This is a genomic window from Agrobacterium bohemicum (assembly GCF_001562555.1).
GTDB lineage: Bacteria > Pseudomonadota > Alphaproteobacteria > Rhizobiales > Rhizobiaceae > Agrobacterium > Agrobacterium bohemicum.
The window spans coordinates 456,688-478,758 of sequence record NZ_KQ961024.1 but is presented as its reverse complement, the minus strand read 5'-3'; the positions used below and the strand labels follow the sequence as shown (position 1 = coordinate 478,758).

The 22,071-nt window shown below is 56.9% G+C and carries 18 protein-coding genes and 1 other RNA gene; 8 read left to right on the top strand and 11 right to left on the bottom strand.

The genetic code is table 11. The features are described 5' to 3' along the window. Positions 1-3 precede the first annotated feature (3 nt). From ATO67_RS05405 to ssrA, 7 genes are all read right to left on the bottom strand, one after another. Complete coding sequence (locus ATO67_RS05405) at positions 4-771, bottom strand: ABC transporter ATP-binding protein (protein ID WP_067645376.1); 768 nt, start codon at positions 769-771, stop codon at positions 4-6. Positions 772-780: 9 nt separating this feature from the next. Beyond that, positions 781-1,758: an ABC transporter substrate-binding protein gene (locus tag ATO67_RS05400; RefSeq protein ID WP_067645375.1), complete on the bottom strand. Its 978-nt coding sequence runs from the start codon at positions 1,756-1,758 to the stop codon at positions 781-783. A gap of 41 nt (positions 1,759-1,799) precedes the next feature. Beyond that, positions 1,800-2,651, bottom strand: a complete 852-nt coding sequence (locus ATO67_RS05395; RefSeq protein WP_067645373.1) for an ABC transporter permease — start codon at positions 2,649-2,651, stop codon at positions 1,800-1,802. Positions 2,652-2,660: 9 nt separating this feature from the next. After that, on the bottom strand, positions 2,661-4,013 hold the full coding sequence (locus ATO67_RS05390) for an LLM class flavin-dependent oxidoreductase (RefSeq protein WP_067645371.1): 1,353 nt from the start codon (positions 4,011-4,013) through the stop codon (positions 2,661-2,663). A gap of 442 nt (positions 4,014-4,455) precedes the next feature. After that, positions 4,456-4,650, bottom strand: coding sequence for a DUF4169 family protein (locus tag ATO67_RS05385; RefSeq protein ID WP_106404908.1), 195 nt, complete (start codon positions 4,648-4,650; stop codon positions 4,456-4,458). A 34-nt stretch (positions 4,651-4,684) separates the two neighbouring features. Then, positions 4,685-5,191 carry an SspB family protein gene (locus ATO67_RS05380; RefSeq protein WP_067645368.1) on the bottom strand — a complete coding sequence of 169 codons (507 nt, stop codon included), beginning with the start codon at positions 5,189-5,191 and terminating at the stop codon, positions 4,685-4,687. A 129-nt stretch (positions 5,192-5,320) separates the two neighbouring features. Continuing rightward, positions 5,321-5,691, bottom strand: a transfer-messenger RNA (tmRNA) gene (gene ssrA, locus ATO67_RS05375). Positions 5,692-5,807: 116 nt separating this feature from the next. On the opposite strand from ssrA, the gene ATO67_RS05370 reads away from it, so the two are divergent. The 8 genes from ATO67_RS05370 (at position 5,808) to ATO67_RS05335 (ending at position 12,316) form a co-directional block, all read left to right on the top strand. Beyond that, a complete protein-coding gene (locus tag ATO67_RS05370; RefSeq protein ID WP_067645366.1) occupies positions 5,808-6,116 on the top strand; it encodes a DUF2853 family protein in 309 nt (102 codons plus the stop codon). An 87-nt stretch (positions 6,117-6,203) separates the two neighbouring features. Further along, positions 6,204-6,998, top strand: a complete 795-nt coding sequence (locus tag ATO67_RS05365; protein WP_067645364.1) for a thymidylate synthase — start codon at positions 6,204-6,206, stop codon at positions 6,996-6,998. Further along, positions 6,995-7,522, top strand: coding sequence for a dihydrofolate reductase (locus ATO67_RS05360; protein WP_067645362.1), 528 nt, complete (start codon positions 6,995-6,997; stop codon positions 7,520-7,522). Before ATO67_RS05365 ends, ATO67_RS05360 begins: the two co-directional genes overlap by 4 nt. Positions 7,523-7,665: 143 nt before the next feature. Then, positions 7,666-8,820, top strand: coding sequence for an FtsH protease activity modulator HflK (gene hflK / locus ATO67_RS05355; RefSeq protein WP_067645360.1), 1,155 nt, complete (start codon positions 7,666-7,668; stop codon positions 8,818-8,820). A gap of 1 nt (position 8,821) precedes the next feature. Beyond that, positions 8,822-9,748, top strand: coding sequence for a protease modulator HflC (gene hflC / locus ATO67_RS05350; RefSeq protein ID WP_067645358.1), 927 nt, complete (start codon positions 8,822-8,824; stop codon positions 9,746-9,748). Between the two features lie 120 nt (positions 9,749-9,868). After that, complete coding sequence (locus tag ATO67_RS05345) at positions 9,869-10,198, top strand: DHCW motif cupin fold protein (RefSeq protein WP_067645639.1); 330 nt, start codon at positions 9,869-9,871, stop codon at positions 10,196-10,198. A 157-nt stretch (positions 10,199-10,355) separates the two neighbouring features. After that, positions 10,356-11,906 carry a Do family serine endopeptidase gene (locus tag ATO67_RS05340; protein WP_067645356.1) on the top strand — a complete coding sequence of 517 codons (1,551 nt, stop codon included), beginning with the start codon at positions 10,356-10,358 and terminating at the stop codon, positions 11,904-11,906. 197 nt (positions 11,907-12,103) lie between these two features. Continuing rightward, on the top strand, positions 12,104-12,316 hold the full coding sequence (locus ATO67_RS05335; protein WP_067645354.1) for a ribbon-helix-helix domain-containing protein: 213 nt from the start codon (positions 12,104-12,106) through the stop codon (positions 12,314-12,316). Between the two features lie 119 nt (positions 12,317-12,435). On the opposite strand, the gene ATO67_RS05330 is transcribed toward ATO67_RS05335, so the two are convergent. From ATO67_RS05330 to ATO67_RS05315, 4 genes are all read right to left on the bottom strand, one after another. Beyond that, positions 12,436-16,101 carry an AsmA family protein gene (locus tag ATO67_RS05330; RefSeq protein ID WP_067645352.1) on the bottom strand — a complete coding sequence of 1,222 codons (3,666 nt, stop codon included), beginning with the start codon at positions 16,099-16,101 and terminating at the stop codon, positions 12,436-12,438. A gap of 85 nt (positions 16,102-16,186) precedes the next feature. Continuing rightward, the gene (locus ATO67_RS05325; protein WP_067645350.1) at positions 16,187-17,605 is read right to left on the bottom strand and encodes an FAD-binding oxidoreductase; all 1,419 of its coding nucleotides are present in this window, start codon (positions 17,603-17,605) and stop codon (positions 16,187-16,189) included. A 110-nt stretch (positions 17,606-17,715) separates the two neighbouring features. Continuing rightward, positions 17,716-20,868, bottom strand: coding sequence for an efflux RND transporter permease subunit (locus ATO67_RS05320; RefSeq protein WP_067645348.1), 3,153 nt, complete (start codon positions 20,866-20,868; stop codon positions 17,716-17,718). Next, positions 20,865-22,010, bottom strand: a complete 1,146-nt coding sequence (locus tag ATO67_RS05315; protein WP_067645346.1) for an efflux RND transporter periplasmic adaptor subunit — start codon at positions 22,008-22,010, stop codon at positions 20,865-20,867. Before ATO67_RS05315 ends, ATO67_RS05320 begins: the two co-directional genes overlap by 4 nt. Positions 22,011-22,071: the final 61 nt, after the last annotated feature.

Genomic DNA, 22,071 nt, shown 5'->3' with positions numbered 1-22,071 from the left:
CGCTCAATGCAGACCAAACACCTGCAACAACGCCTCGCGCTGGCGCACGAAGGCGGGAGAACTGCGGTCACGCGGGCGGGGCAGATCGATATCGATGATTCGCGGCTGTGCGCCCTTTTCACGCGGCAGAATAAGAATACGATCGGCGAGATAGATTGCCTCTTCCAGATCATGGGTCACGAGAACGGTGGTTACGTCTTCCTCGCGCCAGATGCGCGCCAGTTCCTGCTGCATGCTGATCTTCGTCATGGCGTCGAGCGCGCCCAGCGGCTCGTCCAGAAGCAGTATTTCCGGCTGGACGGCAAGAGCGCGAGCAATTCCGACCCGTTGCGCCATGCCGCCGGAAAGCTGTCGCGGATAGGCCGTTTCAAACTGCTGGAGGCCGACGAGATTGATATAACGTTGCGCTCTGGCTCTTGCCTCGCTCTTCGCAATACCCTGAGTTTCCAAACCGAAGGCCACGTTTTCAAGAACCGTCAGCCATGGTAACAGCCGAGGCTCCTGAAAGATGACCGCACGCTCCGATCCGACGCCATGGACGGCATGTCCGTCGATCAGCACATCACCGCTATCTGCCTGCTCCAACCCGGCGAGAACACGCAGAAGCGTCGTCTTGCCGGATCCGCTGGCACCGACAATCGCAAGGCTTTCGCCGGGCACGATCTTGAGATTGATGTCTTTCAGAACCTGAAGCGGCTTGCCGTTCAGGTGGTAGGACTTGGAGAGATGGCGTATCGCCACCTCTCCGCGAACGGCTTGTGCGGTGTTCATCTCGCGCCCTCAGTTGCTGGCTGTTTCAGGCGCATAAAGAATGCTCTTGGCGGTAATCTGCCCTTCCTTGACCTTGCCCTCACGCGTTAGGATGTCGATCCAGAACTGGAGATCGCGGTCAACGGCCTTGCCGCCGGGACGAACGCCGTAACCCAGGAAATACTGCGCGATATCAGGATTTTCACCACGCTCTTCGAGCGCCTTGGCGAAAATCTTCTTCGTTTCCTCCGGGTGCTCGCGCGCATAGTCGAGAGCGCGCTGCGACTGCTCTACGAAGGTTTTTGCCGCATCTGGATGAGCCTTGATGAAATCGCGGCGCAGCACGATGAAACCGCCTGCTATATCACCCAGCACATCCGTATCATCGAAAATCGGACGAATGCCACCAGCAGCCTTGGCCTTTCCCTCGAATGTCGTCTGCCAGTAGCCGAAGGCGGCGATATCAACCTGCTTGGAACGCAGGACCTGCTCCAGCTGCGGGCCAGGCACGACAACCGGTTTTGCCGAATCCGTCGGCAGGTTGACGGAGTGCAACGCCTCGCGAATGGTATAATCCAGATGTGCGCCGAGCGTATTGACCGCAATCGATTTGCCGGCGATGTCCTTGATATCCCTGATAGGACTGTCGTCCAGAACATAGAAGACCGATTGAACCTGGTCGTTGATACCGTTTGACGGATAGGCCGCGACAAAATCATTGCCGCCAATGATCGAGTTCAGCACCGCAGCGGTCGCCGCACTACCAATCTCGACGTCGCCAGATGCCAGCGCGAACAGGGAAGCTGGACCGCCAGTGGCGTACCCGACATTTTCCACGCTGACGCCGGTGCCTTTGAAATAACCAAGCTCTTGGGCAAGTTCATGGGCAGAAAGTCCACCCTGGCTTGCAAGATACCGGAACTTTACCTCTTCGGCAGCAGACGCCGCCGTCGTGAGGCCAAACATAAGTGCTGCCGAGAGCAGAAGCTTGCGGGAATGGAAGGACATGATGTTTCCTTGGAAAAGAGTATAAGTTTTAAAAGATGAGATCAACGCGAGGGCTGCGACCAGCGACAAAGCTTGCGTTGCAGAACAACAAGCACGGCGTTAGCCGCCAGCCCCAGAAGTGCCAGAAGAAGAATGGCGGCAAACATTAGCGGGATCTGGAAATTGTACTGGGCGTTCATCACCTGAAAGCCGATACCCTTGTTGGCACCAATCATTTCGGCAGCGATCAGAAGCAGAAGTGCTGTGGTGGCAGACAGTCGTAAGCCGACAAAAATGGCTGGTACGGAAGCAGGCAGAACAACGCGGTGGAAAATGGTGAGCGGACCGGCCCCATAGGTTCTGGCCATTTCGATCAACTTGCCATCCACCTCCTTGACGCCACCGATGGTGGACAGAAGGATGGGAAACAGGGTCGCCCAGAAAATCACGAAGACTTTCGATGCTTCACCGAGGCCAAGCAGCAGAATGAAAACCGGATAAAGAGCAAGCGCCGATGTCTGGCGAAAGAACTGCAACAATGGATCAAGCGCACGCTCCACAGCGGCCACCTGCCCCATGAACAGGCCGAGTGGAATACCGATGATGACCGCAGAGGCGAAGGCAATGCCCGCACGTTGCAGACTGATGCCGATGTCATCGATCAACGCACCGCTGGAAATGCCTTTCCACAGTGCGCCGACGATAGCGTCGAGCGGAGGGAAGACGGCCGGGTTGATCCAGCCGAACACACTGGATATCTGCCATGCGGCCAGAAAGCTCAAAACGAGGCCGTAGCGGGAGAGAAACGGTCCGATCAAACCGCGTATGATCTGGCCAATCGCCGGTGCGCGACTTTCCGTCTGCCGGTAGTGAAGCGATCGCGGGAGAAGGACTTTTGCGTCTTCAAATGACATTCCGTCACCTCACTCGGCTGCCTGAACGACCGAGCGTGCGGCAGTCCAGCGGTTGATCGGAAATGGCAGGCCCAGATTTTCGCGCAGCGTCGTGCCTTCATATTCGGTCCTGAACAGGCCACGGCGCTGCAGTTCAGGGATGACGAGATCAACGAAATCATCGAGCGCTGTCGGTAGCCATGGCGGCAGAATGTTGAAACCATCGGCGGCCTCGTTCTCGAACCATTCCTGCAACGTATCCACGATGGTCTCAGGCGTGCCGACGATGGTGAAGTGACCACGTGCGGAAGCAACCCATTGGTAAAGCTGGCGGATGGTGAAATTATTTTCGTCGGCGATCTGACGGATGAGAGCCTGGCGGCTCTTCATACCCTCGGTCGGAGGTGCCTCCGGCAACGGGCCATCAAGATCATAACCTCTCAGATCAAGCGTGCCACCGGTCAACCCATTCAGCAGGCCAACGCCGTCTTCCTCCAGAATAAGCGAGGTGAGGCGCTCATATTTTTCCTGCGCTTCCTCAAGCGTGCGGCCAACGAAAGGCGAGACACCAGGCATGACGAGAACGTGGTTGGGATCACGACCGAACCCGCGCGCTCGTGCCTTGATATCGCGGTAAAACTCCTGCGCGGTCTCAATATGCTGATGCGCGGTGAAGATGACCTCTGCAGTCTGCGCGGCGAGCCCTCGCCCGTCATCGGACTGACCGGCCTGCACGATGACCGGGTGCCCCTGCGGTGAACGGGACACATTGAGCGGCCCGCGAACCTGGAAATGCTCACCACGATAATTCGCCTCGTGGAGCTTCGAAGGATCGTAGAATTTGCCGCTGTCGACATCGCGCGTAAACGCATCGTCTTCAAAACTGTCCCAGAGCGCCTTGACCACATCCACATGCTCCGCCGCACGACGATAACGTTCGGCATGCGGAAGCTGGGTCTGGCGATTGAAATTTTGCGCCGTCGGATCACCCGTGGTGGTCACGACATTCCAGCCAGCCCGCCCGCCGGAAATCAGGTCTAGAGATGCGAACTTGCGGGCGGTTGTATAAGGCTCTTCATATGTCGTGGACGACGTGGCGATGAAACCCAGATTTTTGGTGAAGGGTGCCAGCGCTGAAAACAACGTCGTCGGCTCGAATCCGGCCACACGAGCATTACCCCCTTCTCTAGCGCCGCCGAAACCAATGGCAAGATTGTCTGCGAGAAAATAGGCGTCGAAAAGGCCACGTTCAGCCGTCAATGCAAGCTGCTTGTGAAACTCGAGGCTCAGAGCGCCATCGGTAGGCTGGTCCGGATGCCGCCATGCTGCAACGTGCTGCCCACCGCCCGGTAGAAATGCGCCAAGCTTTATCTTACGTGCCATATCTCTTCCCCATCAATGACCAAGATACTGAAAGTAAAACACTTTTCAGTCTGATAACTGCGAGCCGTTCACGCTGAACGTCGCTGCGAATATGGAGAAGCCTATATTGTCTATTATTTTTATATAGAAAATAGATTGCTCAGTTTCGGGAAGAGCGGAATAATATTTTCGTATTTTGCGAAGAACGGAAAATAATCGCGAATAGGTGCAACGCGCGCGCGCGGCAGAGGCGCACAGCAAGCTGCGCTCAACTGGAATTAGGATGTCGGCGAGTTCTCTGAAACGCGTTTGACCCTGCCTACGTCATGCGCGGGCCTGCGCCGAGTATCTGCAAATTTCTGTTTTTTCGGGGTGGATGCATTCTCGGGTCGTGCCCGAGGATGATATCGAGTTTTGGATGAGTCTGGACAAGCATAGCGAAGATGCCAGCCGACGGCGCTCACTAAGCGTCACCCTCACCCTTATCCAGCTTTCCTTGGTCCAGCTCGCGGCTGGCTTTCTCGTTCAATGCGGAGGTGAGGTTTTTCTCGGCTTTGGTCCGGCCGAAAGTCAGGCGGTTCTGCTCCGCCTGCTTATCCTTTTCGGTACGCGCCTTCTGCTTGCGAAACTGGCGCAGATTTACGACATCGCCCGTCACGACCATCTCCTGTCTGCACCGTTGCGTCAGGCAATCACTTGTTTTTGCGGAAAGCGTCCAGAGAGACGACAGAACCGGCCTTTTTCTCTTCGTCAGGCTTGTCTTCCGTGGAAGCAGTCTTGTTTTCTGTTGGAACGGGATAAGCAGTGATTTCCGCTTCCACGACCTCTTCTTCTTCCGCAAGGGGAACATCGAACTCAAGTTCGAAATTCACAGAAGGATCGTAGAAACCTCTGATAGCGTTGAATGGAACGACCAGCTTTTCAGGCGTATCAGAGAATGACAGACCGATTTCGAATTGCGTTTCCGTGACCTTCATATCCCAGAACTGGTGCTGGATAACGATGGTCATCTGTTCGGCATACTTTGACTTCAGGTGCTGCGAGATGCGAACACCCGGCGCGCCGGTCAGAAATGTGATGAAGAAGTGGTGGTCGCCGGGCAGCCGTGCGGTGGCCGCGACTTCGCTCAATACCTTGCGAATAACGCCGCGAAGGGCATCCTGTGCGAGAATGTCGTAACGGATATGATCCTGCCCCATACGGTCCTGTCTTTCCTTATGCATACGTCTTTTAACTTATTATACGCAATGTCTTACATCGCAGCAACGGAAAAGCCCCGTTCGCCGCGAGTCATTTCATCTTATAGCCAATTCAGGCGAAATGGAGAAGGTGGAGGTTTCTGTTGCCAGGTACCTCCGAACCCCGCCTTACGGGGCTAACCGTAAGGGCTTAAGTCGGAATTCCCACACCGCCATTAGGCAGCGAGAGCGTATTCCTTAGCGTTGTTGTCATTTGCAACTACACTTGTGACCCGATAACGGCGGTATCATGCCGAGCAAAAGTTCGATCTTTACACCCTTGTCGATCCTATTTCGCCCCCATCAAAAGCCGGCCTTTTCAAAGGTCCGCCGGTTTTTGGTGGAGGCGCCGGGTACCGCCCCCGGGTCCAATAGGCTTATTCCATCGACCGTTTATCGCCATATCCGGATTTGCATCCGGCAAGGGTCATATAGGCGTTTAATCCGCCAGAGAAAAGGGGCTGCGTGACAATTCCATGAAAGGTTGTGCGCAATTCTTGACGAGGAAACGGAGTTGTCCCATTCTGCTTATCAAGCGGCACCTTAAGCAGGGGCCGTATAACGCGGAGGAAAAGACATGACGGACTATCTCGCAGACGTGAAGATATACGATGCCGATGCCGATGAAGCAGTCGTGAACAAAATCGTCAAGCATCTGGGCATCGCCCTGCGCAATCGTGATTCGTCGCTCGTGTCTTCCTCCGACCCGGAAGAGCTTGAACGGGTAAAGACGAACTGGATTGGCAAGAAGCTTGGCGTCACCGGTCCCGATGCCGACAAGGCCGTTGAAGAAACCGTGACCGCCATGAAAGCGGATCGCACGAAATCACGCGTGACCTTCTATTATCTCGTGGCCAAACACCTCGATAAGCTCGAAACGCTCTGATTTCCTGTGAGTCGGATCATCGATGACTGGTTCCGTCGCCGCAAAAGTCTATAATACAGGCCTCAATGGAATCGGCGGCGGACTGATATGAAGCAATATCTCGACCTTCTTGCGCATGTGATGCAAACGGGAACCAACCGTGGCGACCGTACCGGCACGGGTACACGCTCCGTTTTCGGTTACCAGATGCGTTTCGACCTGTCGGAAGGATTTCCGGTTCTCACCACCAAGAAGCTGCACCTGCGCTCCATCATTCATGAACTTCTGTGGTTCCTGAAGGGCGAGACGAACATCGCATACCTCAAGGAAAATGGTGTTTCCATCTGGGATGAGTGGGCGGATGAAGATGGTAATCTTGGCCCGGTCTATGGTTCGCAATGGCGCTCGTGGCCAGCACCCGACGGCACCCACATCGACCAGATTGCGCTTCTGATCGAGGGGCTGAAAACCAACCCAAATTCCCGCCGCCACATCGTGTCGGCCTGGAACCCGGCGCTGGTGGACGACATGGCGCTACCGCCCTGTCACTGCCTGTTCCAGTTTTACGTCGCGGATGGAAAGCTGTCCTGCCAGCTGTACCAGCGATCGGCCGATATATTCCTTGGCGTCCCATTCAACATCGCATCCTACGCGCTGCTGACACTGATGGTCGCTCAGGTCACCGGCCTCAAGCCCGGCGACTTTGTGCATACACTAGGTGACGCCCATATCTATTCGAACCATTTCGAGCAGGCCGAACTGCAAATGAAGCGCACACCGAAAGCGCTGCCGACGATGCGCATCAACCCTGATGTCACCAGTATTTTCGACTTTAAATTCGAAGACTTTACGCTGGAAAATTACGAGGCGGACGCCTCCATCAAGGCACCGATTGCCGTATGACACAGCCGCGCATCACACTCATCGCCGCCGTGTCTGAAAATGGCGTCATCGGTCGCGATCTCGACATGCCGTGGAAACTGTCGACGGACCTCAAGCGCTTCAAGGCGCTGACCATGGGCAAGCCGATGATCATGGGCCGCAAGACGTTTCTCTCGGTCGGCGAACGCCCCCTGCCCGGTCGCCCCCACATCATCATCAGCCGCAATCCTGATTACCGCCCGCAGGGTGTCGATGTCGTTTCATCTCTGGAAGATGCACTTTCACTTGCCAAGGAAAAGGCGCAAGCACTTGGCGTCGATGAGGTTTTCGTGGCAGGTGGCGGCGAGATTTACCGTCAGGCCATGCCCTTTGCCGATCAACTTTCCGTCACCCATGTCGAGGTTTCGCTGGAAGGCGATACTTTCTTCCCAGCCATCGATCCTGCGCAGTTTGAGAAAATTGAGGAAATACCCGCGCCAGCAGGGGAAAAAGACAATTATCCTGTGAGATTTACGACCTACCGCAGGTATCACGCGGTTCAGTGAACTATTTACCGTAATTGGGTATTAAGTTACCGCCTCTGCGTTGAAACAGACAGCTCTCCTACTTATAACTGACCTATATTCTCGCCAGACATGCAAATGCCTGTCTGTGAGGAAGCGGGAAAGTTTTAGCATAAGAGGTATGGATGCCCTGGAGCAATCAGAATGGTGGCGGCGGTGGCGGCGGTGGCCCTTGGGGCGGCGGCGGCAACAACGGCGGCGGTGGGGGAAATAACCAAGGTGGACCTTGGGGCCAGGGACCGAACCGTCCACGCGGTGGCGGTGGAGGCGGCGGCAATGGTGGCCCGCCCGATCTGGAAGAAATTATCCGTCGCAGTCAGGACCGGTTCAAGAACCTGATTCCCGGCGGTATGAACGGCGGCGTCGTTGCCATCCTCGTTCTCATCGTTCTTGCCTTTGTCGGCATTCAGTCCGTTTATACCGTTCGTCCGGACGAACTCGGCGTGGAAACCCGCTTTGGGAAGCCAAAGGATGCGGTTGCGACCGAAGGCTTGCATGTCATGCTGTGGCCGGTCGAATCCGTTGAAATCGTCAAGATCAGACAGCAGCAGTTGAACATCGGCGTGCGGTCTAACGCCAGCACCACAAGTTCTGCCGCGACGGGCGTTATGCTGACGGGTGACCAGAACATCGTAAACGTTCAGTTCTCCGTTCTTTACACGGTCACTGATCCGAAATCCTTCCTGTTCAACATCGAAGCTCCAGTGGAAACCTTGCAGCAGGTATCTGAAAGCGCGATGCGCGAGATCGTCGGACGTCGTCCCGCACAGGACATTTTCCGCGACAATCGCCAGCAAATCGCGACGGAAGTGCAGACGATCATCCAGAGCACAATGGACGGATATGGTGCGGGCGTTGCCGTCAATGCCGTCTCCATCGAAGATGCTGCCCCGCCGCGCGAAGTGGCCGATGCGTTTGACGAAGTTCAGCGCGCGGAACAGGACGAAGATCGCTTCGTCTCCGAAGCCAACCAGTATGCCAACCAGAAGCTTGGTGCAGCACGTGGTCAGGCGGCGCAGATCGTTGAAGAAGCGAATGGTTACAAGAGCCGTGTCGTCAACGAGGCAAGCGGTGAAGCACAGCGCTTCATCTCCATCTACGACCAGTACAGCAGCGCTCCGGAAGTGACCCGTCAACGTATGTTTATCGAAACGATGGAGCAGGTCCTGAAAGGTTCCAACAAGGTCATTATCGATGAAAAGCAGGGCGTAATGCCGTATCTGCCTCTCAACGAGATCATGCGCAACAATCCGAATGCGGCACCACGGGGGGGCAATTGATATGAGCAATCGTCTTATGGCCCTTCTTGCCGGTTTCGCTGTCGTTCTGTTCTTCCTCTACAGCTCTATGTATATCGTCACGCCGCGCCAGCAGGCCGTGGTGCTTCGGTTCAACCAGATCCACGACGTCAAAAGCGAGCCTGGCGTTTACTTCAAGATGCCGCTCCCGTTCATGCAGTTTGATCGTGTTCAGTATGTTGAAAATCGCGCACGGCGCCTCGATTACGAAAATATTAGAGCGCAGGTATCTGGTGGCAAGTTCTACGAAGTCGACGCCTTTCTCGTCTACCGTATAACCGATGCACGCCGCTTCCTTGCGGCTGCGGGTGGTGATCAGGACGTGGCTGAGGATCGCTTGCGTACACGCTTCAACTCCTCGCTTCGTCGTGTCTATGGTCTGCGTGGCTTTGAATCCGCTTTGTCGGACGCCCGTGCATCCATGATGCAGGAAGTGCGTGACGACCTGCGTCCGGATGCCGAATCGCTGGGTCTGAGCATCGTGGACGTACGTATTCGCCGTACCGACCTAAGCCAGGACGTTTCGCTTGATACCTTCAAGCGCATGCGCTCTGAGCGACTGGCCGAGGCGGAACTGATCCGCGCGCGTGGTAACGAAGAAGCGCAGCGTCGTCGTGCCATCGCCGACCGTCAGGTTGTCGAGCTTGAGTCTGACGCAAACCGTCAGTCCGAAGTTCTTCGAGGTGAAGGTGATGCGGAACGTAACCGTATCTTCGGTGAAGCCTTCCAGCGCGATCCAAGCTTCTTCGAGTTCTACCGCTCGATGGCAGCCTATGCCAGCGCTCTGACAGGCACCGGCACAACGCTGGTTCTGTCTCCTGACTCGCCGTTCTTCCGTTATTTCAACGACATCAACGGCGCATCTCCTCGGCCAGCACCGCCAGCAGCTCCCGCTGCACCGGCGAACTGATGTCGGTAACATCATGAAAAAAGGGCCGGTGGAAACATCGGCCCTTTTGCTATTTTACGCTGGAAAATCGCAGCGATAGCGCCGCATATGAAATCGACTTTTCGAATGACGGAGATCGTGTTGAATATCAGCGAGATACCTTTCGGTACCACAGACTGGTCGAAAGTTGAGCCCACGCAGCATGCGGGTGAAACCGGCAGCGCCACTTGGCGCACGCGCCATTTCGGCAATATCCGCGTTCGCATGGTGGAATATACGCCCGGCTATCTCGCAGATCACTGGTGCACCAAGGGCCATATTCTGTTGTGTCTGGATGGTGAGCTGAACACCGAGCTGGAGGATGGCCGCAACTTTCTGCTCAAGGCTGGTATGAGCTATCAAGTGGCTGACAACGCCGAGCCGCACCGCTCCTCGACCACCACTGGTGCCAGACTTTTCATCGTCGATTGAAGCAGTAAGCACTTTGTGAAGATTCGCTGCGCTTTAGTCGTGGATGAGCAAAGGGATTCGTGTCTCAATCACGAAAAGGTATTTCTACGCTTCATCATTCCGCCTTATGCTTGGCTATTAAACTTGAGACCAAGTTTGCAAGATACGAGGACGCCGTATGCCCGTCACCACTCTTTCGCCTCTCCGCAGCAGCATCGCCGCCGTGGCGGGACTTGCGATCATCGCAGGCGGGCTCGCTGTTCCGGTCAGCGCAAGAGCACAAAGCAACGGGCCTGCATCGGTTGCCGATCTCGCCGCCCCGCTTCTGGATGCGGTCGTGAATATCTCGACGTCGCAAAGCGTCAAGGCGGAAGGCAAAGGCCCTACACCGCCGAGAATTCCAGAAGGCTCTCCATTTCAGGAATTCTTCAAGGATTATTTCGACAATCAGAAGCCAGATAGTGGTGGCAAGGTCAGTTCGCTTGGTTCCGGCTTCGTCATCGATCCCGCTGGCTACGTTGTAACAAACAACCACGTCATCGAGGGCGCTGACGATATCGAGGTCATTTTCCCCAACGGCAACAAGCTGAAAGCCAAGCTCGTCGGTACCGATACGAAAACCGACCTTTCGGTTTTGAAGGTAGAGCCAAAAGCGCCGTTGAAAGCCGTTAAATTTGGCGATTCCCGTGCCATGCGCATCGGTGACTGGGTTATGGCCGTCGGCAACCCCTTTGGTCTCGGCGGTTCCCTCAGCGTCGGCGTCGTTTCGGCGCGTGGCCGCAACATCAACGCAGGTCCTTATGATAACTTCATCCAGACGGATGCGGCCATCAACAAGGGCAACTCCGGCGGCCCGCTGTTCAACATGAAGGGCGAGGTTATCGGCATCAATACCGCCATCATCTCGCCAAGCGGCGGCTCGATCGGCATCGGCTTTTCCGTGCCGACAGAGCTTGCGCAGAACATCGTCCAGCAACTCATCGAGTTCGGTGAAACACGTCGCGGATGGCTCGGTGTTCGCGTTCAACCCGTCACCGATGACATTGCCGCAAGTCTGGGCATGGATGCCGCACGCGGCGCGTTGATATCAGGCGTCGTGAAGGGCGGGCCGGTCGAGAATGGCCCGATCCAGCCAGGCGATGTGGTGCTGACTTTCGATGGCAAAGCCATTCAAGAGATGCGAGATCTACCACGCGTTGTTGCCGAAAGCCCGGTTGGCAAGGACGTCGATGTCGTGGTCCTTCGCGATGGCAAGGAGCAGACCGTCAAGGTCAAGCTCGGTCAATTGCAGGATAGCGCGGAAGAGCAACAGCCCGGTGCGGGCAGCGAAAACACTATGCCGGAAGATGGTGATGGCGAGATGGCCGAACCGAACGAAAACGGCAAGGATCAGCCGGAGCAGCAGCAGCCGACCGAAGAGCGTGAAGCCCCGCAGACAGTGCTGGGCATGAACCTCGTTGCCCTGACCGCTGAGCTGAAGACCGAAAAAGGCATTGCGGAAAGCGTGGAAGGCGTCTTCGTGGCAAGTGTCGATCCCGGTTCCGCTGCCGAACAGAAGGGCGTCAAGGCAGGCGACGTTATTGTCGAAGTCGGGCAGGATTTCATGGAAGTTCCCGGCGATGTGCTGGTGCGCGTGAACGGTCTGAAATCAGCCGGTCGAAAAAATGCGCATATGATGGTGGCAGACGCTCAGGGCAACCTGCGCTTCGTCGCGGTACCGCTCGAATAGTATCCCTTCCATGACGTAAAGTGGGGCGGGAAACTCCCGCCTCGCCTCTACCGGGAGACTTCTGAATGGCGGAACCTACCCGACAGGAAAGGCGTTATCAGACGCTAGCAGCGTGAAGCAGATTCAAAATCATAAGCTTAGGCACGAACCCTGAATCAAACTGGCAGCACATTGAATCAGTTTGGAAAGCCACAGATTTGATCCGCAAACACTCCACCACCCTCCACGGCCACCGCACCAGCATCTCACTGGAAGACGCCTTTTGGGACGAACTACGCATCATAGCCGAAAAACGAAAAATCAGTTTCGCGGCACTGCTCGCAGAAATCGATGACAAGCGCCCCGAAGGCAGCAATCTCTCTTCATCGCTTCGTGTCTATGTGCTGAACTGGCTAAAGAGCCAGTCATAGCATAGCGGCATTTTCCATTGCTCTGGACGAACGATGGTCTTGGACCGAAGACCTCCATCAGACATATTGTTTCCAGCAAGCCTCGTAGCTTCGGCCTAGACAAGGTGAACAGGACGAGGCTAGCGGAAGAGATCGCCGGTTGGCGGGACTGTTAGCACCGGGTTGGGTTGGGGTTTGGGCTGTGTTTCCTGCTGGCGCTGCAGACGTTCCTGACTTGCCTTTTCGGCTTCCAATCTTTCCTGCGCCATTGCGCGCAGGCGCTCTTCTTCGAGCTTGCGTGTTTGCTCCGCGGCCACCGCACGTTCAGCCGCCGCCTGCCGCTCCGTCGCCTGGAAACGGTAGAGTGCCACTTCGCGGCGCAGACGCTGCTTCTCCATGATGCTGGCCTGCAAGGCTTCGACACGGCGGCGTTCAAGTTCGAAAGCCCGCATGGACAGATAGGCCGTCAAGTCGGAAACATCGGTCGTCAGTGCCGGCTGTCTCAACGGACCGGCATAGTTCAGCCGGATCGACGGCTCGGCACCAGCAATTTCTTCCGTACCGGGGTTGAACAGCAGATCAAGGCCGCCTGTCATGGTCTCATTTGCAATGTCTAGAGTGACATCACCGTTGAAAGACATTTGTGATGTCTTGGTGGCAACATTCTGCATGCGCAGATTTCCATCGCTCAACGTAAATGGCATTACAACTTCACCCAGCGGAACCTCGCCCTGCCAGAGCTGTGCGTCGACCAGCGGGCGAACCTTTGCGGCATCGACCGGGCCTTGAATGTCCCTGGCCGCTTGTAGCCAAGGTTGGAACGCAGCCTGGTTAAGGCCCCGCAAAACCAGTCCACTGGTGCGGATTTCACCGGAACCACCGGCCGATGACAACAACTCGCTGACGCTTTTACCCGTTGCCTCCGCTGTCAAATCCAATCCGAACCGACCGCCTGCAACGGGCGCCTGACCGCTCTTCCACATTACGGTTTCGGGGTTTGCGCCAGAAACAGCGAGCTTGGTGCGGAAAATGCCAGCACCCTCTCCCGTCGCCATGGAGAGACGGCCCGAGACTTTGCCACCCATCCAGTCGCCCGCAATATTATCCAGCGACAAAACGCCATTTGCGTGATTGAACGCGAAGGACGAACCCGTGACGACGCCAAAAGAACCCGTATCGAAGTTGGCTGCTTTAACAGTGACGGATGCGTCTAGCTTGGGGAATGCCGGAAGTGAAACCGGCTTTGCGCTGAGCGCGCCGGTCTCCGGGTCGATGACCGGCCCGTAAATCGTGTCGCCCAGCCAGGCAAGATCAATAGCGTTGAGCGTAAGGTCTCCCGTAACCTTGTAGGGAGCGGCTTTCAGGACCGAGAGATTACCGGAAAAAGCGTTGCCACCCGCCTGCCCGGAAAGGTTGGAAAGGACTGCCTTTTCCTTGTCGACGGAGAGCTTGCCATTGACCTTGGTCGACATGCCACCGCCCAGCTGCGGCAGACCGACAGCATTCATGATCAGATAGGGCTCGATATCAGCGCTTTCCAGCGCGATATCAGCATTGCCCTCGGCAAAACTCGCTGCTGCCAGGGAGAAGCTTCCATTGGTGGAAAAGTGCGTGCGCTCCGTAGAAAAGCGAAAATCCGTCTGTACCGAAGAGCCAAGCGTGCCGTTCAGCTTCAGCGACAGCAGCCCTTCCCCATCAGCATCGAACGGTAACGGGTCCAGCCCGGCCTGACCGAAGAGAATGGCCGTCGACTGGTTCTTGAGTACCGCCTCCAGCGTCAGTGCCTTATCATCCGTATCGGCCAAAACATCGGGAAGCTTTGCGACCGCGGAGACGCGACTGCCATTGATGGTGCCTGAAACAGCAGCATTGGCACCGCCTGCATTGCTATCCACTGAAAGATCCACGGCGATATCGGAATTCGCATACCAGGGCGCGCTTCGGACAAGACGATCGATAACCGGATGAGACGGCAATTTCTGGCGCAGCAAATCGAACACAGGTTGCATGTCCGTTGCGTGGAGGTTGAACGTACCCTTGCCTGCAAACTCCTTGAGTGAACCTTTCAACTGGCCTTTGGCGCGCACTTCGGCCCCGGCAATGTCACCGGCTATCATCTTATCAAGAGACAGAACGCCGCCTGCCAGGGTAAATTCGGTTTCCACGCGGTTGGCGGTAACACCCGCCATATTGAAACGGTCGGCCTTGAATTTTGCTGCGATGCGGTGATCCATGACCGAACTGCCGACCTGATCGCCCAGCACGAGACCGCCAAGCGCCCTCAAGGCATCCACATCGATTTCATCACCGGCAAGATCGATATCGATGCTTGCGCCCTTATCAACCGACTCGCGCGCCAGACGCCCGTGCAAGGTCGCCTGCCCGATGGCAAGTTCCAGATTCTCGAAACGCTGGGCCTGCGTGGTCAAAGACACCGTGGATGAAAAACCTGCGGCGTTCAGTTGGCGGATCGCGGGATCAACCGTACCCGACAACCAGTTGGCCAGCCCAGATGGCTGGTTGGACGCAAGCAGCAGATCGCCATTGAATGCCGGACCACCCGTGAGCGTCAGAGACCCCTTGGCCTCAAGCTGGGTGCGCCCCGGCAGCACGGCAACCGCGTTCTCCACCTGCCAGCCCGTACCATTTGGGCGAACATCAAGCCTGATATCGCGAATGGTGGTATCGTCGGATACCAGCGCCGGCAGCCGGATGCTCGCTTTGCCCGGCACCTGCGGCACCGGAATGCGGGCAATGAGGCTGGCAAATGCCTCGATGCGCTGGCGAACCGGCACGGTCGGCACCCGCGATGTCTTGCCGGTCTGGACAGGTGCTGGCGCAAAGCGGTTGAAATCGATCTGCTGGCCGTCCGCCGTCAGAAGAAACTCCGGCGCAGTGCCAGTGTCCAGCGTCGCCTCACCCGTGATGACATAGGGATTTTCAGTGCCGCCCAGTTCCATGCGGTAACTTGGCACACGAACGCGCCCGTTGGTCAGTTCAAAGCTGCCGCGAGTGCGCGGCGCCGAGAACATCGGCTGCGCGTTTTGTTGTTTCTGCTTGTCGTCCTCGCGGAAATTGAAGGTGAAGGAGCCACTGTAGACCGGGCGCCCGCCCACGGCGGCAATCGCGCCGTCGAGATCGATTTCGACGGGATGCTCATCGGGCAACATGCGCAAACGAAGACCCATGCGTCCTACGGCGGCGTCAGGCTCCCCACTCGACAGCGAAAACGATCCTGCGTGACCATCCACCGCTGCGCGGCCATCCGCCCGCCAGGGACCGGCGAGAGATTTTGCGGACATATCCGCAGTCAGCCCCGTGACGGTGCGGTTGCGGCCGGACTGCTCATCGATAAATTCGATCTGCCCGCCTTCGATGCTGACATTTTCCAGAACGACGGTCTTGGCAGGGATGACAGCGCGACTTCCGCGCGTCCAGTCCAGTGTTCCGTCCTTCAACAGCCGAACACGTGCCTTCGGCTCCTCGATGCGCATGTCGAATATACGTGCTTCGCCAGACAGGAATGGTGCAAGTTCCGCATCCATGGAGAAACGGGCCACCTGAATTTGCGGAGACCCGTCTGCATCCATGCCAGCGCGCACATCATGCAGCGTGACGGATGGAAAAGGTAATAGCCGCGCTTCGACACGACCATGCACGACAACTTTCTTGCCGATGATACGGCTTGCCTGATCTTCGAAATTACGCCGAAAATCCGTCCAGTCGATGAAATAGGGTATGAGCAGCGCTGCAAACAGCGCTACGACCAGAAGTCCGCCCAGAAAAACCAATATGCGTCCGAGCACGACTTCGCGTCTCCCTTAACTGACGATGAAAACTATCTTTTTTCCCTGACAGAGCAAGCGTCATTTCAGGTTCCACGGCACATTCCTACGCATTATCGCTGCGAAAAAGCTTGCCGGGATTGAAGATGTTATCCGGATCAAGTGACCGCTTGATGGCAATCATCGAATCCAGCGCGTTTCCAACCTCTTCAGCCAGAAAGCTCATTTTGCCCTGCCCTATCCCGTGTTCGCCGGTGCACGTACCATCCATCGCAATTGCCCGGCGATTCAGTCTCGCCACGAACGCTTCAGTGCTGGCAACACTTGTCGTATCCTTGCCATCGAACAGGACAAGGACATGGAAGTTCCCGTCGCCTGCATGGCCGACAATAGGCGCGAGCATGCCGTTATCGATAATGTCCTGCTGAGTCTGCGTCACACATTCTGCAAAGCGGGAGATCGGGACACAAACGTCTGTGGAGAGAGCATCGAGATGCGGCGCCAGCGCTTTCGATGCCCAATAGGCATCGTGCCGCGCCTTCCACAGCTTGGCACGCTCCTGCGCATCGCTTGTCCAACGAAATTCGCTGCCGCCACACTCATGGACGATTTCGGAAAACTGCTGGGATTGCAGCACGGTTGTTTCTTCCGTGCCGTGAAACTCCAGAAACAAGGTCGGCTTTTCCTCATAGGACAGCCCGGAATAGGCATTGCAGGCACGTATCTGCACCTCATCCAGAAGCTCTATGCGCGCAACCGGAATGCCCATCTGCACCGTCATGATCACGGCGTCGCAGGCCTCCTTGATGGTCTCGAATGTGCAGACACCACCTGCAATCTTTTCAGGAATACCTTGCAAACGCAGTGTAACGGAGGTGATGACACCCAGCGTGCCTTCCGCCCCGACGTAAAGTCGCGTCAGGTCGTAGCCGGCAGAGGATTTTCGCGCGCGCCGACCCGTGCGGATTTCCTCGCCATTGGCCGTCACCACCGTCAGTGCCAGCACATTATCCTTCATCGTACCATAGCGAACGGCATTGGTGCCGGATGCGCGCGTGGATGCCATGCCGCCGATCGAGGCATTTGCACCGGGATCGATGGGGAAAAACAGGCCGGTGTCGCGCAGGTAGGTATTGAGCTGTTCGCGGGTTACACCCGGCTCGACGGTGACATCGAGGTCTTCGGCATTGACGGAAATGATGCGGTTCATACGGCTGAAGTCAACCGAGATACCACCGCTGGGGGCATTGACCTGGCCCTCAAGCGATGAGCCGACGCCAAAGGGGATGACAGGGACCTTGTGCTGCGCGCAGGCCTTGACCACGGTTTTGACGTCATCGGACGTTTCGACAAACACGACACCGTCTGGCAACTGCGTGGTGAGATAGGTGGTGGTGTGGGCATGCTGCTCGCGAAACGACTGGCCGGTCTGGAGCTTATCGCCAAGTTGCTGTTTCAGAATGTCGAGAACCGCAGCGATTCCCGCTTCGTTTCTCGTTCCAGACACAACATCTTTCAAAGCCATGATCGTACCCACTGCAATGCGAAACCGGACTCACCTTTTAAAGGCAAGCCCGGTTGGTATGTGACACGACTTTCCGTTTGTCCAGCTTTGACCTTCTACGGCTTGCGACGTTATTCAGCAGCAAGCAGCTGTTTGTCTTCTTCGATGGCCCTACGGCGAATGGCCGTTTCCAGTTCACGGTGTAGACGGATATCGGCATCCGCCTGTGGCTTGGCAAAGCGCGCAATCAACAGATAGGACACCGGTGTGATGTAAAGCGTGATAAGCGTTGCTAAGCCCAGGCCGCCGACGATGACCCAGCCGAGTGCGATGCGAGCTTCCGCACCGGCTCCTTGCGCCAGCACCAGCGGCACACCGCCGAGAATGGTGGCAATCATGGTCATCATCACGGGCCGCAGACGAATACTGCATGACTTTTCGATGGCCTCACGGACACTGGCGCCCTGATCACGCAGATGGTTGGCAAACTCGACGATCAGAATGCCGTTCTTCGCCATGACGCCCACCAGAAGCACAAGTCCGATCTGGCTGTAGACGTTGAGGCTGGAGCCGGTAACGAGCAACGCGATAACCGCGCAGGCCAAGCCCAGCGGCACCGTCGACATGACGATGACGGAACTCAGCACGCTTTCGAACTGGGCTGCCAGAACCAGGAAGATGATGGCAATGGCAAAGCCGAAGGTCAGCAACATGCCGCTTGAGTTTTCCTGCAGCGTGGCGGCTTCCCCCAGCGGCAACAGACGTGCGCCTGCGGGCATGATGGAACCTGCCATCTCGTTCACCCTGGCCACCGCTTCACCCAGCGATACGCCTTCTCTCAGGTTTGCCGTAAAGCCCACCGATGGCAATTGCTGTTCACGATTGAGTTGCGGCGAAACAGCCGTTTCCTTCAGGGACGCAATGATCGACATCGGCACCATCCGTCCGTCTTTTGCCTTCAGGAAGATGTTCTCCAGATCGGTCGGATCATTGATAGGGCGCGTCGATGACAACAGCCGCACCGGCACCGCATCGCCGTCCACGAAGACATCGACGATGGAGCGGCCTTCGAGAAGCGATTGCATGGCGGTCGAAAGCCCCGTGATATCGATACCGAGATCGGACGCACGCTCACGGTCGATGGAAACGGACAATTGCGCCTGGTTAGGCTCATTGTCGAAACGTGGCGTGTCGAAAAGGCCACTCTCTTCCATCGACAGCAGCAGCTTCTGCGTGGCTTCCGTCAGCGCGGAATAGTTGGTCCCAATCATTGCCATGCTGAGACCGTTGCCAGCACCGCGAATACGAAGGCTGTTGGGCTGTGATGCCGAAGCGCGAAGCCCGGGCACGGTCTGCGCGGCAGCATTGATGTCCTGCGCAATCTGGTTCTGGGTGCGCTCGCGGTCTGCCCAGGGTGCCAGCGTCAACACGACGAAGCCGGTATTGGACGAACCGTTCATTCCAGTGATGGAATAAACATTTCGGATTTCTCCGCTATCGCGAAGTGGCTGCAAGTTCTCCTCGATTCGCTGCAACTGATCGCGCGTATATTCGAGGCTTACACCCTGAGGAGCCGTGACACGCAACATGACCGATGAGCGATCTTCGCGTGGTGTCAACTCGTTCTGCACCATGCCAAAGGCAATCCACGACACACCGGCAAAACCAAGCGCGACGATAACGACGATCAACGGGTTGTTGAGGCAGACAGAGAGCGTCGTTTTGTAGGTCGATGCAAACACGTTGCCGAACCACGCAAGTGGCCCGGTTGGCTCCTTGACGCCGTTTTTCAACATGCGCGACGCCAGCATGGGGCAGAGCGTGAGCGCAACGATGGAAGAAAGTCCGACCGCAAAGGCGAGAACGAAACCGAATTCACGGAACAGGCCACCCAACTGACCGGGCAGGAAAGACAGCGGAATAAAAACAGCGGCAAGGGTTGCTGTCGTTGCGATAACCGCAAAGAAAACCTCCTGCGTGCCGAGAACGGCAGCGGCGCGCGGCCCCATACCTTCGGAACGGCGGCGCACGATGTTCTCGAGAACGACGATGGCATCATCCACCACCAGACCCGTTGCCAGAACGATGGCGAGCAGCGTCAGAATATTGATCGAGAAGCCGACCATATAGATAGCGACGATTGTGCCTATCAGGGCAACCGGCATGGTAATGGCCGGAATAAGCGTTGCTCGCCAATCTCGGAAGAAGAGATAGAGAACCACCACGACAATCAAGGCGGAGAGGCCGAGCGCAAGCTGGACCTCATGCAAGGCGCCCTCGATGAACACGGCGTCATCGCTGGTCACCACGATCCGTGTGTTTTCGGGCAGATTGGGCGCCATCGCCGCCACGGCGGCTTTGACGCCGGTCGATATGCTCAGCGTATTGGATTGCGCCTGACGGATGACGCCGAGGCCTACCCCCTGCACACCGTTGGAGCGCAACGAGGTGGTCTCATCATCCGCACCCAGCATGACACTGGCGACATCCCGAAGGCGCACGCGATCCTTGACGATGAGATTTTCGAACTCAGAAGGCTTCGTCAGGCTGGCCGTGGCGCGCACGACAATGTCCTGCGTCGAGCTTTTCAGCGACCCCGCCGGGACGTCAAGCGCGGCACTGCCCAGCGCATTGGAAACATCAGTGACCGTCAAGCCACGGCTGGCAAGTGCGCCTTGATCGAGATCGATGCGGAACACTTTTTCCTGATCGCCATAAAGCTCCACGTCAGCGACGCCATCCACCGCGGCTAGACGGTCTATGACCTCGTCATCGACCAGCTTGGTCAAATCTTCCATGCTGAGGCTGGAGGACGTGACGGCTAGCCGCATGATCGGCTGGCTATCGGAATCGGCCTTGATGATTTGCGGCTCGTCGGCATCGTCAGGCATCTGGTTGGCAATACGACCGATGGCATCGCGCACATCGTTAGAAGCAACCGCGATATCGACATTGTCGTTGAACTCCATCGTCACGCGGCTGGTGCCGAATTGCGATGCCGAGGAAATCGACTTCACACCACTGACACGGGCAACGGCGCCCTCAATGGTCTGCGTAACCTCCTGATCGATGGTCTGCGGCGATGCACCGTCATAGGTCGTGCGCACCGAGATAACCGGACGGTCAACATCCGGCAGCTCACGCACGTCTACGCCAACAAGTGCCGCAAGACCCGCAACCACAAGAAGCGTGTTGATGACGGCGGCGAGAATCGGGCGGCGAACAAAAAGTGCCGTGAAGGCCAGCTTGGAATCATTTCCACCGGAAGGCGTCTGCTCTGTCATTGGCTGGCGACCTCCGGTGCTTTTTTCTGGCCTGCGGTGCGAACGGAACCACCCTCGCGAACACGCTGCAAGCCTTCGATGACAATGGGTTCATCCTGCACCAGATCAGCCTTCACCAGTACGGAATCGGGGTTGCGCTGGACGACCTGAGCACGGACCTTGTAGGACTTGTCGTCCTTCACACGCCATACGTAAGAGCCTTCTGCATCCCACTGCACGGCCAGCGGATCGACGGAGGGATAATTTTCACCGGTGAAGCCCATGGTCACGGCAAAGGACATGCCGGCGCGCAGATCGTCACTGGCATTATCGAAGACAGCGCGAACCCGCACGGTGCGGCTTGCCTCATCGACGCGATTGTCGATGGCTTCAACCTTACCATTGAAGGTTTCTCCCGGGCGAGAAATCGATGTCGCTTCCACCGGCATGCCAACTTTGATGGCCGTGGTAAAACGCTCCGGCGCCCAGAAGTTGACGAGAATTTTCGAACGGTCGTCTATGCTGACGATACTGGTTTGTGTCGTTGCGTTGTCACCGATGTTGATGGCGACGATACCGGCAATGCCATCGATGGGGGCAACGATGTTGCGGCGCTTCAGGTTGAGTTCCGAGGTGCTCACCGCAAGCTTGGCAGCTTCTTCGGCAATCTGCGCATCCAGCACATCAAGCCGCGCAACAGAACGTAAGTTCGCATAGGATGTGGACTTCTCGACGGCGCTTCTCAAAGACACCTGCGCCTTTTCTCTCTCGATAATCTGCTCGTCATCATCGAGCCGCGCCAGCACATCGCCTTTTTTGACGCTCTGCCCAGATGAGACGAGGATTTCGGAAATCAGACCGGAAGCTTGTGGCGTTACCACGACGGACTGGATGGCCTCGCCATTGCCGATGGCGTTCAACCGGTCGTTGACGGTTCCGGTTTTGACAGGGGCGATGGAAACCAGCGTCGCACTTTTGCCGCGCGAACCGCCCTGCCCGCGCCCTGCACCAGGTGCGCCGGCCGATTGAGCCGCAGGTTGTTCAGCACTGGCAAGGCCGACTTTTGCAAGCACACTCCTGCCATCGGGCGACATGAACGCCCATAGACAGACACCAGCGCCCAAGACAGCCAGACTGACACCGACCTGCTTCCAAACCTTCATATAGTTCTCCGAGGTAAAACACTTCGCTACCGCATATCAAGAGATTGCGGCCCCTTTTATA